Annotated in this window: 20 protein-coding genes, 1 tRNA gene and 1 pseudogene; 13 read left to right on the top strand and 9 right to left on the bottom strand. The window is 50.1% G+C overall.

What is annotated here, in order from left to right:
• The first annotated feature begins 75 nt into the window (after positions 1-75).
• The 6 genes from JJB97_RS12755 (at position 76) to JJB97_RS12730 (ending at position 6,730) form a co-directional block, all read left to right on the top strand.
• Positions 76-381, top strand: coding sequence for a hypothetical protein (locus tag JJB97_RS12755; RefSeq protein ID WP_238714379.1), 306 nt, complete (start codon positions 76-78; stop codon positions 379-381).
• Positions 382-392: 11 nt separating this feature from the next.
• Positions 393-731, top strand: coding sequence for an antirestriction protein (locus tag JJB97_RS12750; RefSeq protein WP_238714378.1), 339 nt, complete (start codon positions 393-395; stop codon positions 729-731).
• Between the two features lie 81 nt (positions 732-812).
• Positions 813-1,799 carry an ArdC family protein gene (locus JJB97_RS12745; protein WP_238714377.1) on the top strand — a complete coding sequence of 329 codons (987 nt, stop codon included), beginning with the start codon at positions 813-815 and terminating at the stop codon, positions 1,797-1,799.
• Positions 1,800-1,941: 142 nt separating this feature from the next.
• Positions 1,942-4,278 (top strand): ATP-binding protein, encoded by a 2,337-nt coding sequence (locus JJB97_RS12740; protein WP_238714376.1) that lies wholly within the window; start codon positions 1,942-1,944, stop codon positions 4,276-4,278.
• The gene (locus JJB97_RS12735) at positions 4,278-5,738 is read left to right on the top strand and encodes a TraI domain-containing protein (protein WP_238714375.1); all 1,461 of its coding nucleotides are present in this window, start codon (positions 4,278-4,280) and stop codon (positions 5,736-5,738) included. The genes JJB97_RS12740 and JJB97_RS12735 overlap by 1 nt, the downstream gene beginning before the upstream one ends.
• Before the next feature lie 11 nt (positions 5,739-5,749).
• Entirely contained in the window at positions 5,750-6,730 is a 981-nt protein-coding gene (locus tag JJB97_RS12730) for a tyrosine-type recombinase/integrase (RefSeq protein WP_238714374.1), read from the top strand.
• A 230-nt stretch (positions 6,731-6,960) separates the two neighbouring features.
• Here the strand turns inward: JJB97_RS12730 and JJB97_RS12725 are convergent.
• The 4 genes from JJB97_RS12725 to mutY all read right to left on the bottom strand — a co-directional run bounded on the left by JJB97_RS12725 (position 6,961) and on the right by mutY (position 9,836).
• A tRNA-Phe gene (locus tag JJB97_RS12725) sits at positions 6,961-7,036 on the bottom strand.
• A 237-nt stretch (positions 7,037-7,273) separates the two neighbouring features.
• The gene (gene mltC, locus JJB97_RS12720) at positions 7,274-8,356 is read right to left on the bottom strand and encodes a membrane-bound lytic murein transglycosylase MltC (protein WP_238714381.1); all 1,083 of its coding nucleotides are present in this window, start codon (positions 8,354-8,356) and stop codon (positions 7,274-7,276) included.
• 128 nt (positions 8,357-8,484) lie between these two features.
• The gene (locus tag JJB97_RS12715; protein ID WP_238714373.1) at positions 8,485-8,757 is read right to left on the bottom strand and encodes an oxidative damage protection protein; all 273 of its coding nucleotides are present in this window, start codon (positions 8,755-8,757) and stop codon (positions 8,485-8,487) included.
• Positions 8,758-8,759: 2 nt separating this feature from the next.
• Entirely contained in the window at positions 8,760-9,836 is a 1,077-nt protein-coding gene (mutY, locus tag JJB97_RS12710) for an A/G-specific adenine glycosylase (RefSeq protein ID WP_238714380.1), read from the bottom strand.
• Positions 9,837-9,988: 152 nt separating this feature from the next.
• Here mutY and trmB point away from each other — a divergent pair, with 152 nt between their 5' ends.
• From trmB to JJB97_RS12690, 4 genes and pseudogenes are all read left to right on the top strand, one after another.
• Positions 9,989-10,708, top strand: coding sequence for a tRNA (guanosine(46)-N7)-methyltransferase TrmB (gene trmB, locus JJB97_RS12705; protein ID WP_238714372.1), 720 nt, complete (start codon positions 9,989-9,991; stop codon positions 10,706-10,708).
• Positions 10,708-11,033: pseudogene (locus JJB97_RS12700) on the top strand (YggL family protein). The gene trmB and the pseudogene JJB97_RS12700 overlap by 1 nt, the downstream one beginning before the upstream one ends.
• A 38-nt stretch (positions 11,034-11,071) precedes the next feature.
• Positions 11,072-11,788 (top strand): YggN family protein, encoded by a 717-nt coding sequence (locus tag JJB97_RS12695; protein ID WP_238714371.1) that lies wholly within the window; start codon positions 11,072-11,074, stop codon positions 11,786-11,788.
• 693 nt (positions 11,789-12,481) lie between these two features.
• Entirely contained in the window at positions 12,482-14,374 is a 1,893-nt protein-coding gene (locus tag JJB97_RS12690; protein WP_238714370.1) for a TolB-like translocation protein, read from the top strand.
• Between the two features lie 512 nt (positions 14,375-14,886).
• Here the strand turns inward: JJB97_RS12690 and hemW are convergent.
• From hemW to JJB97_RS12665, 5 genes are read right to left on the bottom strand one after another with little or no spacing between them, the layout of a single operon-like run.
• Positions 14,887-16,023 (bottom strand): radical SAM family heme chaperone HemW, encoded by a 1,137-nt coding sequence (hemW, locus tag JJB97_RS12685; RefSeq protein WP_238714369.1) that lies wholly within the window; start codon positions 16,021-16,023, stop codon positions 14,887-14,889.
• Positions 16,016-16,609 (bottom strand): XTP/dITP diphosphatase, encoded by a 594-nt coding sequence (locus JJB97_RS12680; protein WP_238714368.1) that lies wholly within the window; start codon positions 16,607-16,609, stop codon positions 16,016-16,018. Before JJB97_RS12680 ends, hemW begins: the two co-directional genes overlap by 8 nt.
• Positions 16,610-16,660: 51 nt before the next feature.
• A complete protein-coding gene (yggU, locus tag JJB97_RS12675; RefSeq protein WP_238714367.1) occupies positions 16,661-16,954 on the bottom strand; it encodes a DUF167 family protein YggU in 294 nt (97 codons plus the stop codon).
• Positions 16,951-17,505, bottom strand: a complete 555-nt coding sequence (locus JJB97_RS12670; protein ID WP_238714366.1) for a YggT family protein — start codon at positions 17,503-17,505, stop codon at positions 16,951-16,953. Before JJB97_RS12670 ends, yggU begins: the two co-directional genes overlap by 4 nt.
• 15 nt (positions 17,506-17,520) lie before the next feature.
• Positions 17,521-18,234, bottom strand: a complete 714-nt coding sequence (locus JJB97_RS12665) for a YggS family pyridoxal phosphate-dependent enzyme (protein ID WP_238714365.1) — start codon at positions 18,232-18,234, stop codon at positions 17,521-17,523.
• Positions 18,235-18,338: 104 nt separating this feature from the next.
• Here JJB97_RS12665 and JJB97_RS12660 point away from each other — a divergent pair, with 104 nt between their 5' ends.
• The 3 genes from JJB97_RS12660 (at position 18,339) to JJB97_RS12650 (ending at position 23,107) form a co-directional block, all read left to right on the top strand.
• The gene (locus tag JJB97_RS12660; protein ID WP_032203424.1) at positions 18,339-20,135 is read left to right on the top strand and encodes a recombinase family protein; all 1,797 of its coding nucleotides are present in this window, start codon (positions 18,339-18,341) and stop codon (positions 20,133-20,135) included.
• Positions 20,136-20,237: 102 nt separating this feature from the next.
• Positions 20,238-21,680 carry a DEAD/DEAH box helicase family protein gene (locus tag JJB97_RS12655; RefSeq protein WP_238714364.1) on the top strand — a complete coding sequence of 481 codons (1,443 nt, stop codon included), beginning with the start codon at positions 20,238-20,240 and terminating at the stop codon, positions 21,678-21,680.
• A gap of 758 nt (positions 21,681-22,438) precedes the next feature.
• Positions 22,439-23,107: an EAL domain-containing protein gene (locus JJB97_RS12650; RefSeq protein WP_238714363.1), complete on the top strand. Its 669-nt coding sequence runs from the start codon at positions 22,439-22,441 to the stop codon at positions 23,105-23,107.
• Positions 23,108-23,164 lie beyond the last annotated feature (57 nt).

The raw sequence follows: 23,164 nt of genomic DNA, 5'->3' as shown, positions 1-23,164 counted from the left end.
TTGGCGCCAGTCGGCAAAACTAGTTGACGTCTAATAGCCAGAGAGAAAAATAGCACTCAAACAGAACGTACTGAAGTGGGCTATTTTCGCAAAGTTAACGCGCTGGTCGGCTGGATAGAAAGCCATGTCGGATCGGTGGAAAACTGCGAAGAGTTACTTATCCAGCGAACTCATCTGGAAATATTACATGATGACCTGGAAAGATTGACAAGCCAAAACTGCACAGAGGTTTTTCCAACTTGTGAAGGTTTTTTCTTCGGTTCACAGGACTATGGAGACTGGTACTGGAAGGATGTAGACGAAGTAAAAACCTGGTGCAGCCGAATACTGGAGTCATTCGATTTTGAACGGCGAATCCTGGTGTTCTGGGCCTGGTGGTAGGGAGATTTGTTATGGATAACGTAACGATGATTGACATGCAGCCCGTTCCCTTTGGTCTGGTTCTTCTGAAATATCTGCATACCCCCTGTCGCGTGGCTCCGTTCTTTGCGTGGGCTGAGCGTCTGGGTGATGAATATGATGAAACCAGTCAGTGGGAAGGCCGGGTGTTGTCAAACAATGGATTCTATCTTGTCCCAAACTCCCGTCGGACTTATGGCGTCAGCGTAGCCGGAAATGGTTATGCAGGCACTATGACGGCAGAGGCTTTTGCAGAGACATCCTGCTTTATCACGCTTTGCGTGATTATGCGCTGGATCACTCTGAATCGGTCGAAATTATGGCCGCGATAGACTGATTTTTACTCTAGCCCAAACGGGGGATTGTTCCCCGTTTGGGAGCAGTCCCCTGTTTTTTATTGCAGGGGATTGCATATGACTAATAAACCAACCAGCCGGAAACGGAAAGCGGGGACGCGTCAGGATTTGTTCCAGATTGTCACCGATAAAATCATCGAGGCTCTGGAAAAAGGAACGTCACCCTGGCGCAAACCGTGGCGTAATGCCGATGGCTGTACAACCCGTATAGGTGGATTACCCGCCAATGCGGTCACGGGGCGGCCCTACAGCGGTATAAACGTACTATTGCTGTGGATTGATGCGGCAGAGAAAGGTTTTGTCTCTCACCGCTGGCTGACTTTCAAACAGGCGCAGGACGCCGGGGGCAATGTACGCAAAGGGGAGAAATCCACGCTGGTCACGCTGTTCAAACCGTTCGAGAAAAAAGAGGCTGACGAGAAAGGTAAGCCACTTTTAGACGAGCAGGGAGAGGCGATAGTTTCACAGCGAAATTTCATGACCTGTTTTCATCTGTTCAATATTGAACAGTGTGAAAATTTACCCCCGAAACTGCTGATGCCGGTGAGTATGTCCGGTGATGAAGCGGTTATATCGGAAGTGCATGATATTGAGCGCATCGGGCGGGCAGAACAAGTGATTGTCCGCAGCGGCGTGCCGGTGGTGCACCTGCCGCAGAACCGGGCGTTCTACAACCCTGGCGTTGATCGTATTGTTATGCCGGAAGCCGGGCAGTTCGATTACCCGGCAGATTACTACAGCACGCTGCTGCATGAGCTGGTGCATTCTACAGGGCATATTTCCCGGCTGGCGCGAGAAGGCGTTACTTCTTCCTCACGCCGCTTCGGTGACCCTGTATATGCATTTGAGGAGCTTGTAGCGGAAATCGGTTCGGCATTTTTGTGTGCTGAACTGGGTATCCAGGGCGATATTCAGCACGAGAGCTATATAGCATCATGGCTGAAAGCGCTGAAAGAAGACAAGAGGGTCATTTTCCAGGCAAGCCGCTTTGCCCGGGAAGCTTTTGAATACCTTATCTTACGTGAGCAGGCGCTGGCCGCCTGAGCAACAATTCACTGAGCGCCCCGGTAGTATTGGGGCGTTTTTTATGACGTTAAATTATAAAATCCCATTTAGGTTTGTTTGTTGTAGTCGTTTAGCTTCTTCATAAAGTGGAACTCCCATTTCAGGAGAACAAGGCGATGCTATGAGACTTCCTTTCGAACTCGATCCCCAGATTATTCACCACATCATTTACAGCCAGGCTGGCTCTATTGGCAAAGCTATCATCGAGCTGCTGATGAATGCCGTTGATGCACAGGCCTCCGGTGTTGTACTGACGTTAGCACGCGACGGTTTTGAGTGCCGGGATAATGGTAATGGTTTTGCCAGTCGTGAAGACGTGGTGCGCTATTTTGGCCGCTTTGGCACCCCACATAACGATGGGGATGCTACTTATGGACGCTTTCGTCTTGGCTGTGGGCAGATTATGGCGCACGCCAGTACGACCTGGCGGTCTAATGCCTGGACGATGACAGTCGATACCCGCTCAATGGGCTATAACTATGAGCTGGAGGAGAACGAGACTCTTACCGTTTCCGGATGCACGATCAGCGGTCAGTGGTATGAGCCGATGACTGAAATAGAATTAATGTCGGCAGTCCAGGAGATTTGTGACCTTGTACGTTATACCCCCGTTAGCGTTGAGCTGAACGGGCGACAGATATCACGCGATCCTCGCAGCGAAAAGTGGGATTTTGAGGACGAGGTTGCCTATTACCGGGTTAAAGCTGAAGGATCAGTATCGATTTACAATCAGGGCGTTCTGGTTCGTCATGACTCTGCTCACCAGTGGGGGGCCGGAGGACTCATTGTTTCAAAGCAGGTTATTGGTCTGAATATTTCCCGCACTGAGATTCTGCGCAAAACCTGCCCGGTATGGAAAGTGATTGCCCGCCAGTTTGGCCGCATGGCTGATGAACTCGCTTCCCGTCTGGGGGATCATCGCAAAACGGAGGCACGGCGAGAAAAATCGGCGCGGGCGCTACTGGCGGGCGATCCGAAACTTGAGGAGATTTTCTGGAAAGAGGAAGCGGTCACTATCCTGCCGGGTAAGCGCCATATTTCAATGACTGAATTCCTGTCCAGATGCCGTAGTACCGTACAACAGCCCGGTGGGGCATTCACCGTCATCGAAGATGCTTATGATGTGCCAAAAGGGGAGGTGATAGCCCGGTCTGGTGTGGCTGTGGCGGTCCATCCTCAGACATTATCCCGTTTTGGCTGTTACAGCAGCCAGGATTTTCTGGATGCTGTACAACGTATTCAGAATAATCTGAGGCAGGTTATTGATGACACCTCATATCTGGCACGTTCGCTTGTGTTACCCGGGTTAATTGCATTTTCTACTTTGCGGGACGCTTATATTGAACGTACTCAGATATTGACAGAAAAAGATCTGGATAAAGAGAACCGGCGAGCCTGGAATACGCTGCGCTGGTGTCTTTACCATTATGCTCGCGTATGTACCGGCGGGCAGCGATATTCAACGGGTCAGAGCAGAGGAGGGAAACAGTTTCATATTCTCATCGGTAGTTCAAATAGTGCGGAGGCCTGGACCGATGGACACAGCTATATTGCATTTAACGTCGATGTAGTCAGGCGACTGAAAAAAGAGCCACTTAACGTCGCCTCATATATTTTCAATCTGCTGGAGCATGAGATAGCCCACGAAGGCGACAGCCTGGAGTGTGGGCATGATGAGGCTTTCTATCAGCGTTTTCACGATATTACCGTCAACAGAAGCGAAACCCGCCAGCGGTATCTGCACATCTGGTTGATGAAATATACGACCAGCCTTGAGAATGAGGGTAAAACCCGGGGTAAAGCCTGGCGCGAGCGTTATCTTCTGGACCGCGCGGGAAGTGGCCGCGAGAAAAAAGGATTACCAGGTCTTGAGGATGTGAGTAATGACCCGGTGATGACTTCACCGGTTCCCGCTGAAGATACCCGATTCATTGATGTTCAGAATATGCGTCTGGTACAGACAGGGCTTTGTCCTCCCCCCGTTGACTGGAATGACGTTATTATTCGGGGCCTGCTGGCTCAGCAGGAACTGGCTGAAGAACAGCGACAGGATGCGGAAATCCAGCGGCGGCAGGAGGCTGAATGGCGCAGACAATCTGATGATGATTATGCTGCCTGGCAGGCTGATATCGCGGAACAGGAGACGTGGCAAGAACACGAGCGGCATCGTATTGCCGGTGTCCTGCAAATTCCTGTTGAGACGGTCACCGAAAACGTTCTCTACTGGTTGATGGGGGAAGAGGATGTCGCGATACGAAGGTATTGGGCAGAAAAACCCTGGGAAACAGCACGGATGCAAAAAATTTTGAGTAAGCCCGGTCTCCCATATTCTGACGATATGCTGGCGCTGGTCAAACCCGGAGAAACAGCCTGGCTGCTGGAACGAAATGCAGCCGCTGCGGGATTTATACATGTGACGGATTATTTGAAGTGGCGTGCGGAGCAGGAGAAAGGCTAATGCTGAAGATCTTTCTCCGGTATTTACCTGTTTCTTCTGCCAGGCACGATAATGATGGAGAACCTGCTTCCTTTGTCCACCCTGTGCCCGATGGATATCATTCGCCAGTGCTGGCTTGTGAGCAGCTTACTCTGCCGCACCGCGCGAAATGGTTACAGATGCTGTGGGATTATTCCTCTCTTCCTAAGGATATGTATCAGCAGTATTACCTGCGGCCGCTTGAGCATTGCATTACCCTGATGCAGCAGTTCCCGGCCACGGAGAACGGACACCATGCCCGCCTGGGTGGGATGGTCGATTATCTGCTGGAAACCACGGCGTATGCCGCGCGATTGTCAAAGAACTACCTGTTGCCCGTGGGGGTGCCTCCTGAAGAGCAGGCGACGCAAAGTACAGCATGGAATGCGGTGATTGTCTATGCCGCAATGGCGCAATCACTGGATGGGCTGAACCAGATTGAGATTGAGCTGGAAAGCGGCAGGCGTTGGCTGCCGCTTAACACTAAACCTGAAGAACCCTATCGCTTTCGCTTCAGGCCGGTTACCGATGCGATGCAACTCCAGAGCCAGACAGCGATGCGGGCCTGGAAAATAGTTCCTGATGAAGCGTTGCACTGGTTAAGCAACTGGCCGGAGGCGCTTAAAACATTATCGCTTTATCTGACGGGGTTCCGTAACGAATCAGGGATAATTAATGGCATTGTATCGGAAGCTATCCGGATATCGATCGGAAGTGCGTTGCCTGCATCACACTCCGATTCCCAGCCAGCCGCTCCGACTAAAACAGTTTTGCTGCCAGCGGCGTCTCCCTCAGGTACAGCACCTGGATCGAACCCGTCTCCGTGTTTGACAGAAAACGCAGCGCCGGTAAAGCTGGTCTCTGCCCTGGATAATGCAGATACAGTCAGTAAAACCTCTGAAGAATGCGTGCACGGGGAGGGAGATTTTACGGGGGATTTGCTGGCAGTTATGGGATTTTCCGGTCACGGTCACGAAGTGCCGGGCATGGTAGATAAAGACGAAGTTACGGTCCCGGCGGAGCCAGGGAAAGACGCAGTTTCTGCTGATTCAACAGACATTGGTGACCAGTTCTGGCAATGGTTGACTGAGGGATGTTGCTCAGGTCGTTTTACCGTAAACACATCAGATGCACGGATACATATCATCGGCGGTTTTGCCTTTATTCGTACACCAGGTATTTTTCACCAGTTCTTACAGGAAAATAACTATCCTGCTGACAACAGAGCCATCTTACAGAATGCGTTTGAACGGTTGGGAAAACACCGGCAGGATAATGGTGCAATGTATACCTGTCGTCTCTACCAGGATAAGGAGAATAAGGCCGGAGCAGGACGGTATTTGAAGATGTCTGGCTATCTTGTCATCGCCAGTAACCTCTATAAAGGACGTGACGTTCCAGGGGATAATCCATTGGCAACAATAATATCCTCAAAAAAATAGGGAGTTATGGTATGTCAGGAGTAACATTCGAACAATTATTGGATCAATACTTCATTAATCGTGTTGTTCGCCCGGCAACAGAGCTGAGCTACCGTAAAGTTGTTCGGACCTTTCAGACATTCAGCAAAGCTTTACCAGGGAAGGTTGACTATTCACTAGTGCTCGAATGGCGAAGATATATACTTGTTACCAGGAAACGAGAGGCATGTACCTGGAATAATAAAGTTGCCCATATGCGGGCTTTATTTAATTTCGGTATAAGAACCAGGCTATTAACTCAGGAAGAGAATCCCTTCAATAAAGCAGTTGTTCGTGTCGGGAAGAAAAAGAAAAAAACACTTTCAACGGCGCAAATAAAAGCAATTTATATTGTGATGGAGCAGTACAACGAGAGAGAGAGGTTACTGGCTCAATCAAATGTTATAAATGTTCGGGCCAATGCCTGTTACCCCGCCTGGTTCTGGCTGGCGGTGCTGGATACGTTGAGTTATACCGGGATGCGCCAGAATCAGTTGCTGCATGTGCGTCTGTGTGATGTCAATCTGGAGGAGCGCTGGATTGATGTGGTTTCTGAAGGCTCAAAGAACCACCGTGAGTTTCGTATCCCGATTACTTCGGTGTTATATCCACGGCTGAAGATGGTACTGGAACGCTCGTTTGCAGCAGGAGCGGAACCGGATGAACAGCTTTTCAACGTAAATCGCTTTGACCTGAAACGGAAAGTACGGTCTGAATATGAAAATGGCAGTACGGAGATGGGGATTTACCCAATACGGGCTTTCTTCCGACGCATTTCCAGAGAGTGCCGGTTTGCCGTCAGTCCACACCGTTTTCGGCACACGATAGCGACTAATCTGATGAAATCCCCGGACAGGAATATTCAGGCGGTTAAGCGTCTGCTGGGCCATTCCAGTTTGCGCTCCACGCTGGAGTACATCGATGAGGATATTGATTCACTGCGCGATATTCTGGAACAGGAGCTGGTGAGATGAGATGTCGGGCTGACACAATTTGACATTTGTAGATAAACTCTGTAAAAGCTGTACGTGAAATAGCCCGCTTGTTGCAGCAAGCGGGCTTTTCAAGAGCCTTTTACTCAACAACCGGGTAATGGTATCACTACAGAAAACTACCATTTAGCCTTCGGTTATTGCGTGTTTGTGGACTCACTTGAACCTGTCAATTGTTCGTCCTGAAGAACTGACAAGCGCTTCTGAATTCGTGGTGCCCGGACCCGGAATCGAACCAGGGACACGCGGATTTTCAATCCGCTGCTCTACCGACTGAGCTATCCGGGCAACGGGGCGCATTAAACCGTAAAGCTCGCCGGGCGTCAATGTCTTTTATGCTCCGGCGTATGCAAGTGCCGCAATTCTGTGCGATGTCCCGTCTGCGCGCTTTTAAGGCTGGTGGCGCAATCTTTCTTTTTCATTATTTCGCTGCTGTATGCGCTTGTGGTGTTGCTGTGCGGCAAGCCCGTTTTGCCGCACAGCGGGCGAAATGACTCAGCACCAACGTTATGGTGCTGAGAAGGGTTAGTTTATCCGGCGGTAGTGGCGCTGGGCCGTATCCACTTTTTGCAGATAGCGGCGCGACTCGGCGGAAGGGTGGCGGGTAATCAGCATCTGATACAGATCGCCCGGCGCCATGCTGTTAATAATGGAGAAAGCGCGCGTCTTGTCGTTGTTAAATACGCGCAGCACACTGCCCGCACCGCCGTTATAGGCTGTAATGACCGCGTAGCGGCGCGAGGTGGGGTCGTTGATGCCAGACAGATAAACATTGCCCAACATCGCCAGATAGGCGGTTCCTGTGTCAATATTGTTTGCCGGGTCGAACAGATAGCTGCGGCCTGGTTTGCCGCTTTTGCCCTGAGCGCGGAATACGTCTAAACCGGCGGTACGCTGCACAATCTGCATCAGGCCAAGCGCGTCAGAACTACTGACCGCATAAGGGTTAAAGCTTGATTCTGTTTCCATAATTGCCAGAATCAACGACTCCTCCACACCATATTTACGCGATGCATCCCGCACCATAGGCAGGAATTTGTGCGCGCGCTTGTCGAGGTGGTTTGGCACCAGATTTAGCGTAATGCTGTAGATCACATGCAGCCCGCTGGTGCGCCTTTGTAGCCGGTTTTGCAGCAGCCAGTCGGCAAAATGCCCGGCGCGCCACTCCCAGCGAATGGGTTCGCCGGTGTTATCCAGCACCTGCCCATACAGGAAAGGCTCTTTTGAAATGTGAATATCGTTAGCGTCGGAATAGAGATTGATATTCCCCGGATCGTCGCCCATCAGTAGCGTAAGAATAATGGCCTGGCGCAGGTGCGCCTGCGGATCGGTACCGGCGATCGTTTCAATGGTAATCGTACCCGCTTCAAAGTTGATATGGCTGCGGGTCTGATAGCCATCGGTATATTTTACATAGTCCTTCGGGCCTGCGATGAGTACTTCATTAAAGCCCCAGATATTCTCAATGTTATGAGCAAACTGGCCCATAAGAATATCAAAGCCGTTGGTATCCTTAACCCATTCCTCATGGTAAGTGACGGTTTTTTTACCTGAGCAGGAGATAAGCAAGGGTGCCGCCAGCGCCAGCGCTAAAAGTTTTTTCATGATGTAGGGCGTGTGAGTCAGATTAGTGTTCAGGCTTTATCCGCCCGCGGGGCGCTTCACGCGCGAGCGGGTAAGCAGGACGCGTTTACGATTTCCGGTTGCGGACGGCGATAACAGCAATGGGATATATTTTACTCTTCTGGCGGCGTATACCCCTCAATATGAATATCCTTCTTCTCAAACAGGAAATCGACCATTGCCTGCTCCAGCAGTTTACGGTGCTCCGGGTTCATCATGTTGAGTTTTTTTTCATTGATAAGCATAGTCTGGCGGCTTTGCCACAGCGCCCACGCTTCTTTAGATATTTCGTTATAGATGCGCTTGCCAAGTTCGCCGGGGTATAGCTGAAAATCCTGGCCTTCAGCGTCGCGCTGCAGGTAAGTGCAAAAAATGGTTCGACTCATCGTTAATCCTCATTAGACTGCGCAGCGCAGCACGGAACCGGCTCGCTGCGTAACTGTTGCAACAGGCGCTCTACAGGTGCCGCCAGGCCGACAGATGGCGGCGACGCTAAGTTATACCAGAGACCCGCGCCTTCATCCATGCAGGCGCCCGCGCTGGACACAGAAAGCCACATGGGGACGATATCCAGATGGAAGTGGCTAAAAGTATGGCGAAACGCGGTAAGTTGCGTCAGCCTGCCGGCAATGCTGCGTGAGGCGACCCAGGCGCGCAGCGCTTCTTCGCTTTCAAATTGCGGAAAGCAAAACAGGCCGCCCCACAGCCCGCTTGGCGGGCGCTGCGCCAGAAACACTTCGCCATCGTGCTGCATCAGTAAAAAGTAGCCGGTACGTTCCGGCAGCGTTTGCTTTGGCTTTTTCCCGGGATAGCTGGCCCAGCTTGCGCTGGCGCAGGCCTCACAGCCGCTTTTTAACGGACATAGCTCGCATTTTGGGCGCGTGCGGGTGCATACCATCGCGCCAAGATCCATCATCGCCTGGTTAAACTGCGCCACGCCTGCCGCAGGCGTGACATCAGCGCTAATTTGCCACAGACGTTTTTCCACCTCTTTTTTCCCCGGCCAGCCGGATACTGCATAGCAGCGTGCCAGCACTCGCTTCACGTTGCCATCAAGAATAGGATAATGTTGGCCGAGCGCCAGTGAGAGTATCGCGCCCGCCGTGGAGCGCCCCACGCCCGGCAGGGCGGCTACGTCATCAAAGTTTTGTGGGAATACGCCGCCGTGTCGTTGCGCCACCTGTTGCGCGGCTTTGTGCAGATTTCGCGCGCGCGCGTAATAACCCAGACCCGTCCACAGGTGCAGCACTTCATCAAGCGGCGCATTAGCCAGGCTGGTCACCGTGGGGAAGCGCGCCATAAAGCGCACAAAGTAGGGAATGACGGTAGCGACCTGCGTTTGTTGCAGCATCACTTCAGACAGCCATACCTTATAAAGAGATTTTTCCTGCTGCCAGGGCAGTGACTTGCGGCCGAATTTATCGTACCAGTCCAGCACCAGGCGTGAAAACTGAAGCGTTTGCATCATTAACGCGCGCTACCCACATAAGTTTATCAGGGGCGAGATTCCAGCACAGACGCTATGGGCTGTAAACCGGAACTTTCCTTGCTTGCATCCGGGGACTAACTTTGGATAATGCCCGTTTCCCTCATCTATTGTTTCAGGCAGAAATCGACATGAATAATGACGTCATCTCACCGGGATTTGACGAAAATGGCCGGGCGCTGCGCCGTATTCGCAGTTTCGTTCGTCGCCAGGGCCGTTTGACGAAAGGCCAGCAGCATGCGCTGGAACATTTCTGGCCGGTGATGGGCGTTGAGTTTACGTCCGAGCCCGTGGACCTGGCGGCGCTGTTTGGTCGTGAAGCGCCGGTCACGCTGGAAATCGGCTTTGGCATGGGGGCTTCGCTGGTGGCGATGGCGCAGGCGCGCCCACGCCAGAACTTTCTTGGGATAGAAGTGCACTCGCCGGGCGTGGGGGCCTGCCTGATGGCGGCGCATGAAGCCGGGCTGGATAATTTACGCGTAATGTGCCACGACGCGGTAGAGGTGCTCGAAACCATGATTGCGGACAACTCACTTAACATGGTGCAGTTGTTTTTCCCTGATCCGTGGCATAAGGCACGCCATAATAAGCGTCGCATTGTTCAGGCGCCGTTTGCCGAGCGAGTGAAGCGCAAGCTTAAGCCGGGCGGCGTGTTCCATATGGCGACCGACTGGGAGCCGTATGCTGAACATATGCTTGAGGTGATGCGTTCTGTTGAGGGTTACAGCAATCTGTCGCCCACCGGCGATTATGTGCCGCGGCCAGAATCGCGCCCGGTAACCAAGTTTGAGCAGCGTGGACATCGTCTGGGGCACGGCGTATGGGATTTAATGTTTGAGAAGGTGAAATAATGGCGAAAAACCGTAGCCGTCGTCTGCGTAAGAAATTGCATGTTGATGATTTCCAGGAGACAGGCTTCTGCGTGGCATGGCGTTTCCCGCAGGGTGCTTCCAGGAGCAAATCGATAAAACCGTTGACGAGTTGTTAAACGACGTTATTGAGCCAAACGGCCTGGCTTTTGGCGGCGGCGGTTATCTGGAATGGGAAGGGCTGGTATGCGCCCGGCAAGCGGGAAAATGCACCGAAGCGCATCAGGCGCGGGTACGCAAATGGCTCGAAGACCATAAAATCGAGGATGTGCGCTTAAGCGAGCTTTTCGATGTGTGGTGGGACTGATTTTAATAGCACAGGTTAATGGACGAACAGGAGTGGTTATGACGCGTAAATTGCTGCTGGGCGTGCTGCTGATAACGGCGGCGCAGGCTCAGGCGGATTATAAATGCAGCGTGACGCCGCGGGATGATGTGGTTATTAATCCGCAGACGGTGCAGGTGGTGGGTGAGAATGGCAACCTGGTGATGTCGCTGGACGGCAGCGTGCAGTTTAACGGCCAGCCGAAAAGTCTGAGCGCGGCGCAGCGCGCAAAGGCGCAGGACTATCAGCAGGCGCTGCGCGATGCGCTGCCCTGGATTGACAACGGCGCGCGCAGCCGCGTTGAGAAGGGGCGTATTGCGGTAGATAAAATTATCACCGAACAGGTGGGCGAGAGCAGCAGCATGCGCAAGCGTTTAACCCGGTTGGATACGCAGCTTAAAACGCAGATGAACCGTATTATTGAGCGCCGTCAGGATGGTCTGACGTTCCACTATAAGGCTATCGACACAGTGCGTGCCGACGGCCAGAAGCTGGTTAATCAGGCGATGGGCGGTATTTTGCAGGATAGCATCAATGAAATGGGCGCGAAGGCCATGACCTCAGGCGGCGGCAATCCGCTTCAGAGCGTGCTTGGCAATCTGGGGGGGCTGCAAAAGGCTATTCAAAACGAATGGAAAAAGCAGGAAAAAGATTTCCAACAGTTTGGTAAAGACGTTTGTAGCCGTGTAGTCTCGCTTGAAGAGCAGCGTAAAGCGCTGGTCGCTGGATTGAAATAATGGTGTAACTGTGCCGCTCACTGTGAGCGGTTTTTTCTTTTTCTTAACCCCCCCCTGCTAACCTAATTATTACGCTGTAGTTAAATGCGGGGCGCTAAAATAAATACGTGATATATATTCGGTCCGCATATTAATTTTTCTGCATTAAGTGATATCGAAAAAAATAATTAAATTTATTTTTTCATTAACGCTGGTGTGGAAGAGAAACGGTATGCCATAGCCAGTTTTTTGGGTGTATTTTATATAACTCTTTGAATTTAATTGTTTTGCTCAGGGGGGTAACCTCTGTTTTTACTGGGGATAACCGGTGATGGTCCTCATTTTTATCGCTAAAAAAAGGGTTGTTTCTTTACTTTAATAAAATCTTCCCGCCCCGATGAATTGACACGTAAAGGTTGCCTGCTATTAATGAAATAACCCCTGTTGCTCTTGCTGTATATATATTTTATGGATTATCAAAACAACGAAAAGCGCCTGGCGATTATTTGGCTTTTTATTGTTGATTATTTCTTACGGTAATTATCGACGGGGCGGCGGAAAGCGGTGGCGATGTATTACGCGTCATCGCGTGTATCGCAAAAAATGCGGGATCGGCCTGCGTTAGCCGGCTTTGCTTTTCAGTACGGCAGCGGCCTTGTTAACCCCCGGTTTCGGTTAATCCCTCATGGTATGGTTTATTTAAGGACAGATAACATGAAAACATCTCTCGCCCTGGCACTACTTATACTCTGCTCGGGAGCTGCGCAGGCATCATCCGCGCCACCGCCCTGGCTACCTGTATACAATGACGATATTGCCGTTCCTGAAGGCGTCGCGCCCTGGCTGCCGACATTTTCCGGCGATGGCAGAACGATATGGTTTCAGAATCAGTATGACGGCAACATCTGGCGCGTGGCGCTACGCGACAGAACGCCACGCTGTGTTACCTGTGATTTTGACGACAGGCCACAGGCGCTGGAATCAGGCTTTAGCTATGCGCTGGCGGACAACCGCCGCATGTTTATCGCCACCCGGGAGCTTAGCCCTATTGGCGGAAGCGATGACCAGACGGCCTTTGACGGCTGGATGATGGAGTGCATGCCTTCTCTGGATAACTGTCAGTCACACCAGTTTATTCCGGTAGATATGGCCGCAGACCGTCAGGGGCTGGCGCAAAATGTCAGGCTGTTGCAGCGCCGTACGTGGCACCTTGCGCCGGATGGCGTGCATCTGGCCTGGACCGATGTGCGTTCTGACGGCACGGCGATGCTGGTTGGCGAACTGACGCGCCAGGACGATCGCTACAGGGTGGAGAATATCAGAGTAGTGAATCCACTGGGCCCGGATGGCGCGCAGAGCGCTGCGGTGGATAAAGCTGAATACGCAGCCCAGCTCTGGGAACTGAAATCGTTTGTTGACGGTGGTAAAGCGATACTTGCCGTGGCGGAACTCAACGGCAATATCGATCCTGTCAAAGTGGATCTCGATACGGGTAAAACGCAGCGGATGACCGCAAACGGTGACTGGGACGAGGATGGCGCCACCTCGCCGGACGGCAGCATGGAGGTCGTTTATTCCTGGCGCACGCGCGATCGGCTGGAAGTGACTTCGGCCATTCCTCAGTTGCGCAACTTTATCGCGCTGCCCCTGATGACGAATATTCTTGTTACCTATATTTCTTCCTGGCCCGGCTTTCAGTGCGATCTTTCTTCGTGGCTGCTGCCCGGTACGGGCGATGGCCAGGGGAAACTTACGGGGCAGCCGTTGAGAATCTATGAAAATACCGAGACGGCGGGTAAGAATCTGGCCGCACAGCCGTTCTGGAACCCGAACTCCACGCGAATTTTGCTGCAAGGCAGGCTGCGTGAACCCGTGCCGGATAATTATTCCGACGCGGTGAAAACGAAAGGCCTGGTGCCGCCGCGCGTGCTGATGGCGCGCCTTGACAAAGCTCCTACGCTGCCGAAGAGCGCCGTTCGCACGGTAATCGGGGATTGGGCGCCTGCGGTTAGCGTATGGCGTGGTCCGATGTCAGGCAACCGGAGCGAGACATTTCCGGGTAAGGCCTCCGGCAGCGTAACGGTAACGTATCGGGGAGATTTGTTTAACGGCGGCCTTGATGCAACGTTTACCCGGTACAGCGATGACGGTAAAACCTTCCTCGATGGCACCGTGACATCGGTGATGTCGCTACGGCCCGTGGTGGATAACCTGCCGCAAATCCATATTGACGTGCAGGTAAGCGGGGAAAATCAGGGCAGCATGAAGGCGGATATCGTTCGCCAGCTTGATGGATCGTTAAGCGGGCACTGGCGCAGTATCTATAATGGCGTCAGCCGCGCCGGACTGCCGACGCTGGGGCCGTGTTATGACAAACTGCCGCAGAAAACGCCGCTTAAGGCAATACGCACGTCGGTAGGGAAAAAAACGCAGGTGCTCGTCAGCGCCGATATACACGGTGACGAGCGTCCGGTGAAGAATGCCAGCGTACGGGCGAATGGGCTTACGGTTAAAACGGATGCGTATGGCCGGGCGTGGGTGAATGGTTCCCCGGCAGAAATTTCCATTAGCGCCGGTGACACATTCCAGGCCATTACTATTAAATAAAGTCAGATTGCCGCCCGGCGCAGGCATAACGCCGGGTGGTTAAGTTTATCCTTTCACTTAAGGAACAGAGGCCCGAATTTTCGGGCCTCTCAAATTGTTGACAAAGATGAAAAAAATGGGGTTTTTCCTTCTTTGTAGTAAGCAGGCGAAAATCAATGTCTTGATTTTTCATATTTATTATTGTGTTTCATCCATCCTGCCTGCGACAGGATGGGGGTTGCCAGCAGCCTCAGAGGCCCGAAATTTCAGGCCTCTGTTACGGGTAAACCGCCGGTTATTTGCGTATTAAGATGAAGACAAGAGTTAAGTGTCGGCGCTCAGGCTGGGTAAACGAGGGCGATGAAGTTAGAAAACGCCGCGGTTTTCTGCTTGCTCAAAAAACCTTAACGGTATTGATGGCGCGCAGGTTAGCCTCGGTGAGATTTCGCCGTCTCGCGCCAGTTAATATCACACGTTTATCCCATGCGGGCGCGATGGCGGCCTGACAGGGCGCGCGCAAAAGCGCGTTTGCGCTACTGCGCCAGGAATAGCTCCAGCAGCGAGTTAAGAAACAGCTTGCCGTGCCCGGTTATTTGCCAGTGGCTGGGCGTTTCTGTCAGATAGCCCTGTGCAATGGCTTCGTCGAGCTGCGGGCGAACCTGCGCTTCGTCCAGCCCGGTATAGCGCGTAAACTCTTCACGCGGCGCGGCCTCCAGCAGGCGCAGGCGATTCATGAAAAATTCAAACGGCTTATCATCCGCCTCGACTTCATGCTGGCGGTCAAGATAGTTGCCCTGCATATAGCCGCGCGGGTGGCGCGTTTTGGCGGTGCGCAGAATGCGCCCGTCGGGGAATGTTAACTTGCCGTGCGCGCCGCAGCCAATGCCGAGATAGTCGCCAAAGCGCCAGTAATTCAGGTTGTGCTGGCATAAATAGCCGGGCTTTGCATAAGCCGAGGTTTCATACTGCTGGTAGCCAGCATCGGTGAGAAGACGATGGCCGCGTTCGTAAATGTCCCACAGTGCGTCATCGTCTGGCAGCGCCGGCGGGCGTGAGCCAAACAGTGTGTTAGGTTCAATGGTTAATTGATACCACGACAGATGCGGCGCATTGAGATCAATGGCCTGGCGCAGGTCGTCGAGCGCTTCATCCAGCGTTTGATCCGGCAGGCCGTGCATCAGGTCAAGGTTGAAGCTGCGTAAGCCGAGGCCCGCCGCCAGACGCGCCGCGCGCCGGGCTTCTTGCGGGCCATGAATGCGCCCAAGGCGCTTGAGTTTCGTCTCGCTAAAGCTCTGCACGCCGATAGAGATGCGGTTTACGCCAGCGCGTTGATACTCGCTAAAGCGGCCTGCTTCTACAGCGCCCGGGTTGGCTTCCATCGTGATTTCCGCAGCCTGCGCCAGCGGCAAGCGTGCGCGAACGCCGTCCAGCAGCGCCTGCATTGCCGCGCCGGACAGCAGGCTTGGCGTGCCGCCGCCGATAAAAATAGTGCCTGCTTCGCGCCCCTGCGCGAAAGCAATATCCCGCTCAAGATCGCTTAACAGATGCTGAACGTAGTCATCATGCGGCACTTCGCCCTTAAGCGCATGTGAATTAAAGTCGCAGTAAGGGCATTTTTGCATGCACCACGGAATATGAATGTAGAGGCTCAGAGGCGGCAGTTTAGCCATTGCGCATCGCTTCCATCAGCAGTTTAAGCGCCTGCCCGCGGTGCGACAGGCCGCGTTTTTCATCCCGTCCCATTTCGGCCGCCGTTTTACCCACAGCCGGTACAAAGAAAACAGGATCGTAACCAAAACCGCCTTCGCCTGCGGGCACCCGGGTAATTTCGCCGGCCCAACTGCCGTGGCAAACCAGGGGCGTGGGGTCGTCGGCGTGGCGCAGATAGACCAGCACGCAGTGGAAATGCGCCTGGCGCTGCCCGTCCGGCACATTTTCCAGCGCGTGAAGCAGCTTTTCGAGGTTTTGTCTGTCGCTGGCGTCAACGCCTGCGTAGCGGGCGGAGTAAATTCCCGGCGCGCCGCCAAGCGCCTGTACGGCCAGCCCGGAATCGTCAGCGATAGCGGGCAGGCCGGTTGCCTGCGCGGCGTGGCGGGCTTTAAGGATAGCGTTTTCAATGAATGTCATGCCGGTTTCTTCGGCAGAGTCGATGCCAAATTCAGTTTGTGCGATGACGTCAAGTCCGAAACGCTCAAGCAGATCGGCCAGTTCACGCACCTTTCCGGCATTGCCGGTAGCAAGCACCACTTTTTGCATAGCTTATTCCTGTTGGGTTATCTCCGGCTCCGCGCGGCCCGGCGCTTAATGTCAGGACGCGAGCAGTGCCGAGACCGGCGTCGGGATTTGTTGCGGATTAATAATTTTTACCTGTTTGTGACGGCCCGTTTCGCCTTTTTCTATCACGACCTGGCTTTTGGCGACGCGAAATTGCTTCGCCAGGAACTTTATCAGGTGGGCGTTGGCCTGGCCGTCTACCGGCGGCGCGGTAATGGCGACTTTTAGCTCGTCGCCGTGAACGCCCACCAGCGCGTCGCGGCTGGCTTTGGGCTGAATATACAGCCGCAACGCCAGCCCGTCTGGCGTTTCACTCACTGCGCTCACAGCAGATACCACAGCCCTGGAAACAGATCCATGCCGAGGTAATTGAGTAAATACAGCACCAGAATCACGCCCATACCGGAAAAGTCGATGCCGCCCATCGCAGGCAGGATGCGGCGAATCGGCGCCATCAGCGGTTCGGTTAGCTGCATCAGCACATAATCAAACGGGCTGCGGCCCTGGCTAACCCAGCTCATGATGGCGCGAATAATAACCATCCAGAACACCAGCGTACCGGCGGCCTTTAGCAGCGATAGCAGACCAACCAGCAGGTTCATCGGGTCAAGGGAGAGGCTGCCGGTTTGAATCAGCAGCAGAATCGGGTACTTGAGCGTCGTTAGCAGAAATGCCAATAGTAGTGATGCGCTGTCGACTGGCCCCAGAGAGGGGATAACCCGGCGCAGCGGCCCGATAACCGGCTGAGTGATTTTGACAATAAACTGCGAAAAGGGATTATAAAAATCACAGCGCGACCACTGCATCCAGATGCGCAGCAATAGCACCATTACGTACAGGTCGATCAGTGTTTTGACCAGAAAAGTCAGGGTCAGCATGGTGTTCCTCAGTCATTAATGTTGCGGACGCGGCGGAGTGCTCCGCGCGCCAAAAATGGCGGTTCCAATACGTACCATGGTGCTCCCCGCAGCGATTGCGGCGTCCATGTCATCGGTCATGCCCAGAGATAATGTATCCACTTGCGGATAGCGGTATTTTAACCTGTTAAACGCCAGCGCCATTTGACGCGCCACGTCAAACTGGCGCTGCCAGTCGGTTTCCGGCGCCGGGATAGCCATCAGGCCGCGCAGCCTCACGCCTGGCAGCGTCGCCACCTGTGCGGCCAGTGTGTCCAGTTCGTCCGGGCGAATACCTGATTTGCTTTGCTCGTCGCTGATATTTATCTGAATAAGCACATTGAGCGGGGCCATGCCTGCCGGGCGCTGTTCGCTCAGCCGGGCGGCGATGCGCAATCTGTCCACTGTGTGGCACCAGTCGAAATATTCGGCCACCAGGCGACTTTTGTTGGACTGCAGCGGGCCGATAAAGTGCCACGTTAGCCCCGTTATGCCTGCGCTGGCAAAGCGCTGAATTTTTTCTACTCCTTCCTGCACATAGTTTTCGCCAAAGGCGCGCTGGCCTGCGGCAATGGCTTCTTCGATAGCGCTCGCAGGTTTTGTTTTGCTCACTGCAAGCAGCGTAACTTCTTCTGGAAGGCGGCCGCAGCGTTCGGCTGCCGCTGAGATTTGGCGCTGTATACGCGCTATGTTGTGGGCAATGTCGCTCATTGATACAGGGATGCCGTTAAAAATGGAAGAAATCGTGGCGCTTAGTGTAAAGCATTATGTCTGCTATCGTATAGCTAACCACACTACACTCGGAATGCCATAGTTTGAACAAAATCATACCATACGGTTATCTACGCGTCTCAAGTCTGGAGCAGGTACGCACAGGCGGTGGTCTTGATACGCAAGATGAAGAAGTCAGACGCTACATCACCCAAAATAGTGAAAAATTCGACATTGATAGAATGGTGGTGATGAGCGATGCGGGGATGTCTGCTTACACAGGGAGCAACATCAAAGAGGGGGAGTTAGGCCGATTTCTTGCCGATGTAAATGCAGGTTTGATTCCTACTGGAAGTGCCCTGATTTGCTACAGCGTTGACCGATTGTCACGCCAAAATCCTTGGGTTGGCACACATTTGATATCAACTCTTATCGGGGCAGGGATTGAGATTCATAGCGTTGCGGAAAATCAGATATTACGAAGTGATGATCCTGTAGGGGCAATCATGAGTACTATCTATCTGATGAGGGCAAATAACGAGAGTGTTATAAAGTCTGAGAGGGCAAAAAAGGGCTACGAAAAACGGCTTAATGAATCTATTACAAACAAAAAAGTCCTTACTCGCCAAATGCCACGATGGCTGTTTGATTGTGATGGTAAGTACGCAATAGATCCAAATATGCAAAATGTAATTAACTTTACTTTTGATAGCTACATAGCTGGACAGAGTACAGGTTTCATTGCCAAAGAACTGAATAACAGAGGGTTGATGTATGGCAACACGAGCTGGAGAGGTTCATACGTTGCAAAACTGATCCGTGATGAGCGTTTGATAGGCAAACACATACGTTACAGTAAGCAGATTAAAGGTGTGAAACGTGTTGTGATAGAAACGATTCCCAATTTCTATCCAGTTGTGGTTGATGTTGAGAAATTCTTTTTAGCTAACAATATGCTAACAAGTGTTGCTAAAAATATCAGAGGTCGTACACGCGTTACATATGGTGATGATTCCATTTTAAGGAATTTATTCAATGGTGTTATTAAGTGTGGTGTATGTGGTGGTGATACATCAGTTGTTCAAAATACAAGAAAAAAAATTGTCAATGGGGAGGCTACATATATTCCATATAAAACTTTTCTTCGTTGTAGAACTCGCTATGAACTAAAAAATTGTGTTCAGAGCGATATACGTTATGAGGTTATTGAGCGTGCAATACTTAACCATTTGATGGGGTTGGATATTTCTGCTTTGTTGTCCGTGCCAGTTGATAATAAAATTGAAAGCTATCGTACAGAATTAGAACTGTGTAAGGCAGAAGAAGTGGAATTACATACTTTGATCGAACAGCGAGAACGTGAAGGTAAACGAGTACGGCCGAGAACAATAAAAGCATATGAAGATGTATCTGATCGCATAGATGAATTAAATAAATTGATAGAATCATATGTTGAGGATACTTTTGTTCCTGATTTTAATGTTGATTTGAATAGTATTGCTGATGTGAGTAATGTTTCAGATCGTAGTTTGATTAAAAAAGGCATTGCTACTATTGCAGATAGTATTTGTTATAAACGCATTAGTGATTTCATACTTGTTGAGATTAAATATCGAAACTTAAGTGTGAAGCATGTATTAGTTATAGACAATAAACAATCTAAAGTAGTTGTAAATTTCTCTATTGAATACCATGAGAATAGTCACGATTATACTTGCAATGGTTTCATTTTAAAGTATGTTAAATCTCCTGAGGAGTTTCACTTGATGGGGGTTAATATTGAGGATTATGCTCACATGATGAACTTTGTGGATTTCATTTCTGATAACGAAGCTAAAAAAATAAAAGAATATCTTGTGAGTAATCTTTCTCGTGTACTTATTAGTAATGTACCAGAATAAAGCAATTTTATAAAATCTAAATACTAATAACTAAAACGACGAAAGGCCGACTCACTGGAACGAATCGGCCTTTCTAAATTAATCAATATGGAGCGTGTACAAATGATTAATCCTACACCTATTTATAATAAGTTTAAGTACGTATCTGCTGAGTGTGGCTCAGGTAAAACCACAGCTATATGTAATATAATCAATAACAGCACTGAAAAATATATTGTAGTACAGAACACTCAAGAACTTATTAAGCAGACAGCAAAGCAAATCAATAATTGCGAGTATATTATTACTGATACAGTATCAAAAGATGAAAGTGTTATTAGTTCAGTTATTGAATTTCTTTCATCTGGAAGTAATAAAACATTACTCATAACAGATAAAACGTTTTTCAAAATCCCTCGTGAATTGTTATCTAACTGGAATGTTTATATTGACGATGTGACTAATTTTCACTCTTTCCAGAATATAAATGAAGGGAGTCCTGAGATAAAAAATGTTATCCGTAATGTTTTAATCCATAAAGTACAGTTATTAGATGACAGACATATGTATATTGCGGCTGAAAGAAATCCAGAAGTTCAGGGGGATGTAGTAAAGAATATTTTAAATCAACTGTCAGTATTGAATGATAATGATCTTTTCATAATGAATAATGAGTACTTTACCGATGCGGAAAAGGAACAGCTTAATATCACGGCATGGAAAGATCTCAATAAGTACAAAGACGTATCAATCACCTTTCTCGGAGCTAATTTCGAAAATTCATTGATCTACAAAGGCAATAAAGAACTCTTTGAAAGTACTGAACTTGAAGGATTACTGACACGAAAAACAGCTCTCAAAGACAGATTAAAGGTTTATTACTTCTCAAAAAATCATAAACTATCAAGGACATGGAAAACTAATAATCCTGATAAAGTACAAAAAATATACTCGTTTATTGATGGTGAACTTGAGAAACAGGACTTCTACTGGACGAAGAATAAAAGCGATTCTCAGAGCCTCAAGAATGGCACAGAGATAAGCCCGGATGCCAGAGGATTCAACCAGTACCAGCACCTTATGATATGCGTCTGGTTGGCTTGTATGCGTCCCTCTGAAACAGAAGCCAAGCAATGTGAATTGTTCTTTGAGATTGACGGTGATGCGATTCACGTAGCGAGGGAGTACGAAAGCCTACACCAGTTCGTACTACGAGGGATTTCGAGGAATTTCGACAGTGCTGAAACGCAGACCGTTTATGTTTTTGATGAATGGCAAGCCAGATCACTCACAGACAATATTGAGTACATAGATCTCGGTATTGATGATGATGAACAAGGGCAGAAAGGCAGGCCGCAAGGCTCAATGAACAAGGAAAAGCGTTTCACTCTTGATGATACCAAAGCAAAGCGTTTCCGCCGCTGGAAAGGCAGCAATCCGGGGCTTGAGTTAGAAGCGTTCAGGGCGTTTCTTGCCAGTGCTACTAACGCAGATCTCAGTACTGAAGAGAAAAAGGCTATGTGGGACAAATACGAAAATGAAGTACAAAAAACACGCAAAAAATGAAGTCCAGAACACCATCATAAAAACGGATAAATGTCCGAAAAATAATACCTTATAGTTTCTTTAGGTAATAAATTTCGGACATAACAACGAGCGAAAGCGAATTAACTACCTGAAAGCAGGAGCGGCGAAGCAAGCGAACTGTTTCGGGTAGTTAGTGAGAGTACTCACGCAGTGAGTACTTGATAAGTATCCCATTGTTTACATAGATAAAACAATTAAACAGTACCCGCTTCGCGTGTACTGTTCGCAGGATTAGGTTCTACTGCTGCGTTCCCTTCGGTCACTGACAGAGCGAACCCAATCGCGTTTTTTTGTTCTGTCAGTAAGTACATAACTGACTGTTATTCCATTACTTATTCTACAAATAATTCCTTTGTGTGCTTCGTGGGGTATCTGCTGTTTCAGTTACTGGAAAAGTCCTGTCAGTACTGACCAGAGCGAAGCGACCCCGATCCGACTAATCCCCCCCATGATGGTGTCTCGGACACCTACATCAGAACTCCGCTGATGATCCCTACCTTTTCAGCCTCCTTATGAGGCCGAAAGCCTATATCTGTATACCCTCCGAAATCCCCGTATCATTCAATAGCTTTTAACTACTAATTAACCTACTTTAATCGGTGAGTTGGCATTTTTACATGTTTTTTGTTCGAATTTATGATCGATAAAACTTATTGATAATTAATTATTGATCGTTTTTATTGATCAATATTGTAGGGTAAGCGATTATCTTTACATCGCCGCTAAGGGAAATCGCAATGATCAGAGAATACATAGCCCAGCCAGTTATGAGCACCGAAGGCCAACTCCTGGGGATTGAAGTACTGACTCGTTTTACTAATGATGGACTGTTGTTATCAGGGGATGAAGTATTCCGTGGCTGGGATATCGAGCAGAAACGGCTCTATCTATATGAAGTGCTTGGGCAAATAGCCAGTACTGAAAAATTTGTACTTCACAATAAGCTGTTTTGTTCTTTCAAAATCGATCACGCAATGGCTACCCTGCTGTACAGAGACTCGTTTCTTGCCGGAATTGTGAAAATGATGCCGTATCTGAAACTCCAGCTATCAGAAGCGTTCCTGTACATCAATCATGGATTGAAAAATCCAGTACTGGATTCCCTTTCTAAGGGCAATAACGCATTGTTTCTTGAAGATCTTGGTGCTGGTAAAGCAAATGCCGGGGCTTTGGTTTCTGGCGTGTTTGAAGCCGTTAAAATTGAAGGTGATTTTTTTAGTGAGCAGTACAAAAAACACACATTTGCGGTGTTGATTAAGAATATCAGCAAGTACTGTTCAAAAATCATTATTCAGGGGGTAAATGACGGAAACATGTTACGTTCACTGCGTGAAACGGGCATTTGGGGTGTACAGGGGGAACTTTATAAGCCTGTCCCACTTCATAAAATACAGTCATTGATGTAACAGAAGGCCGCTAAAAGCGGCCTTTTTTAATGGTAATGCTGTACTTTTTTAATTTTT

The sequence above is a fragment of the Tenebrionibacter intestinalis genome (assembly GCF_016632365.1).
In the GTDB taxonomy this organism is placed as follows: domain Bacteria; phylum Pseudomonadota; class Gammaproteobacteria; order Enterobacterales; family Enterobacteriaceae; genus Tenebrionibacter; species Tenebrionibacter intestinalis.
This window is presented reverse-complemented; position numbering and strand designations above follow the sequence as displayed.

Bases quoted from the DNA above. Each gene is read 5' to 3' on its own strand.
- JJB97_RS12670 (WP_238714366.1), bottom strand. From the start codon at position 17,505: ATGCTGACCCTGACTTTTCTGGTCAAAACACTGATCGACCTGTACGTA.
- JJB97_RS12680 (WP_238714368.1), bottom strand. From the start codon at position 16,609: ATGCAAAAAGTGGTGCTTGCTACCGGCAATGCCGGAAAGGTGCGTGAA.
- trmB (WP_238714372.1), top strand. From the start codon at position 9,989: ATGAATAATGACGTCATCTCACCGGGATTTGACGAAAATGGCCGGGCG.
- JJB97_RS12650 (WP_238714363.1), top strand. From the start codon at position 22,439: ATGATCAGAGAATACATAGCCCAGCCAGTTATGAGCACCGAAGGCCAA.
- JJB97_RS12730 (WP_238714374.1), top strand. From the start codon at position 5,750: ATGTCAGGAGTAACATTCGAACAATTATTGGATCAATACTTCATTAAT.
- JJB97_RS12745 (WP_238714377.1), top strand. From the start codon at position 813: ATGACTAATAAACCAACCAGCCGGAAACGGAAAGCGGGGACGCGTCAG.
- JJB97_RS12735 (WP_238714375.1), top strand. From the start codon at position 4,278: ATGCTGAAGATCTTTCTCCGGTATTTACCTGTTTCTTCTGCCAGGCAC.
- hemW (WP_238714369.1), bottom strand. From the start codon at position 16,023: ATGGCTAAACTGCCGCCTCTGAGCCTCTACATTCATATTCCGTGGTGC.
- JJB97_RS12690 (WP_238714370.1), top strand. From the start codon at position 12,482: ATGAAAACATCTCTCGCCCTGGCACTACTTATACTCTGCTCGGGAGCT.
- JJB97_RS12715 (WP_238714373.1), bottom strand. From the start codon at position 8,757: ATGAGTCGAACCATTTTTTGCACTTACCTGCAGCGCGACGCTGAAGGC.
- JJB97_RS12740 (WP_238714376.1), top strand. From the start codon at position 1,942: ATGAGACTTCCTTTCGAACTCGATCCCCAGATTATTCACCACATCATT.
- JJB97_RS12695 (WP_238714371.1), top strand. From the start codon at position 11,072: ATGACGCGTAAATTGCTGCTGGGCGTGCTGCTGATAACGGCGGCGCAG.
- JJB97_RS12665 (WP_238714365.1), bottom strand. From the start codon at position 18,234: ATGAGCGACATTGCCCACAACATAGCGCGTATACAGCGCCAAATCTCA.
- JJB97_RS12655 (WP_238714364.1), top strand. From the start codon at position 20,238: ATGATTAATCCTACACCTATTTATAATAAGTTTAAGTACGTATCTGCT.
- mutY (WP_238714380.1), bottom strand. From the start codon at position 9,836: ATGCAAACGCTTCAGTTTTCACGCCTGGTGCTGGACTGGTACGATAAA.
- JJB97_RS12750 (WP_238714378.1), top strand. From the start codon at position 393: ATGGATAACGTAACGATGATTGACATGCAGCCCGTTCCCTTTGGTCTG.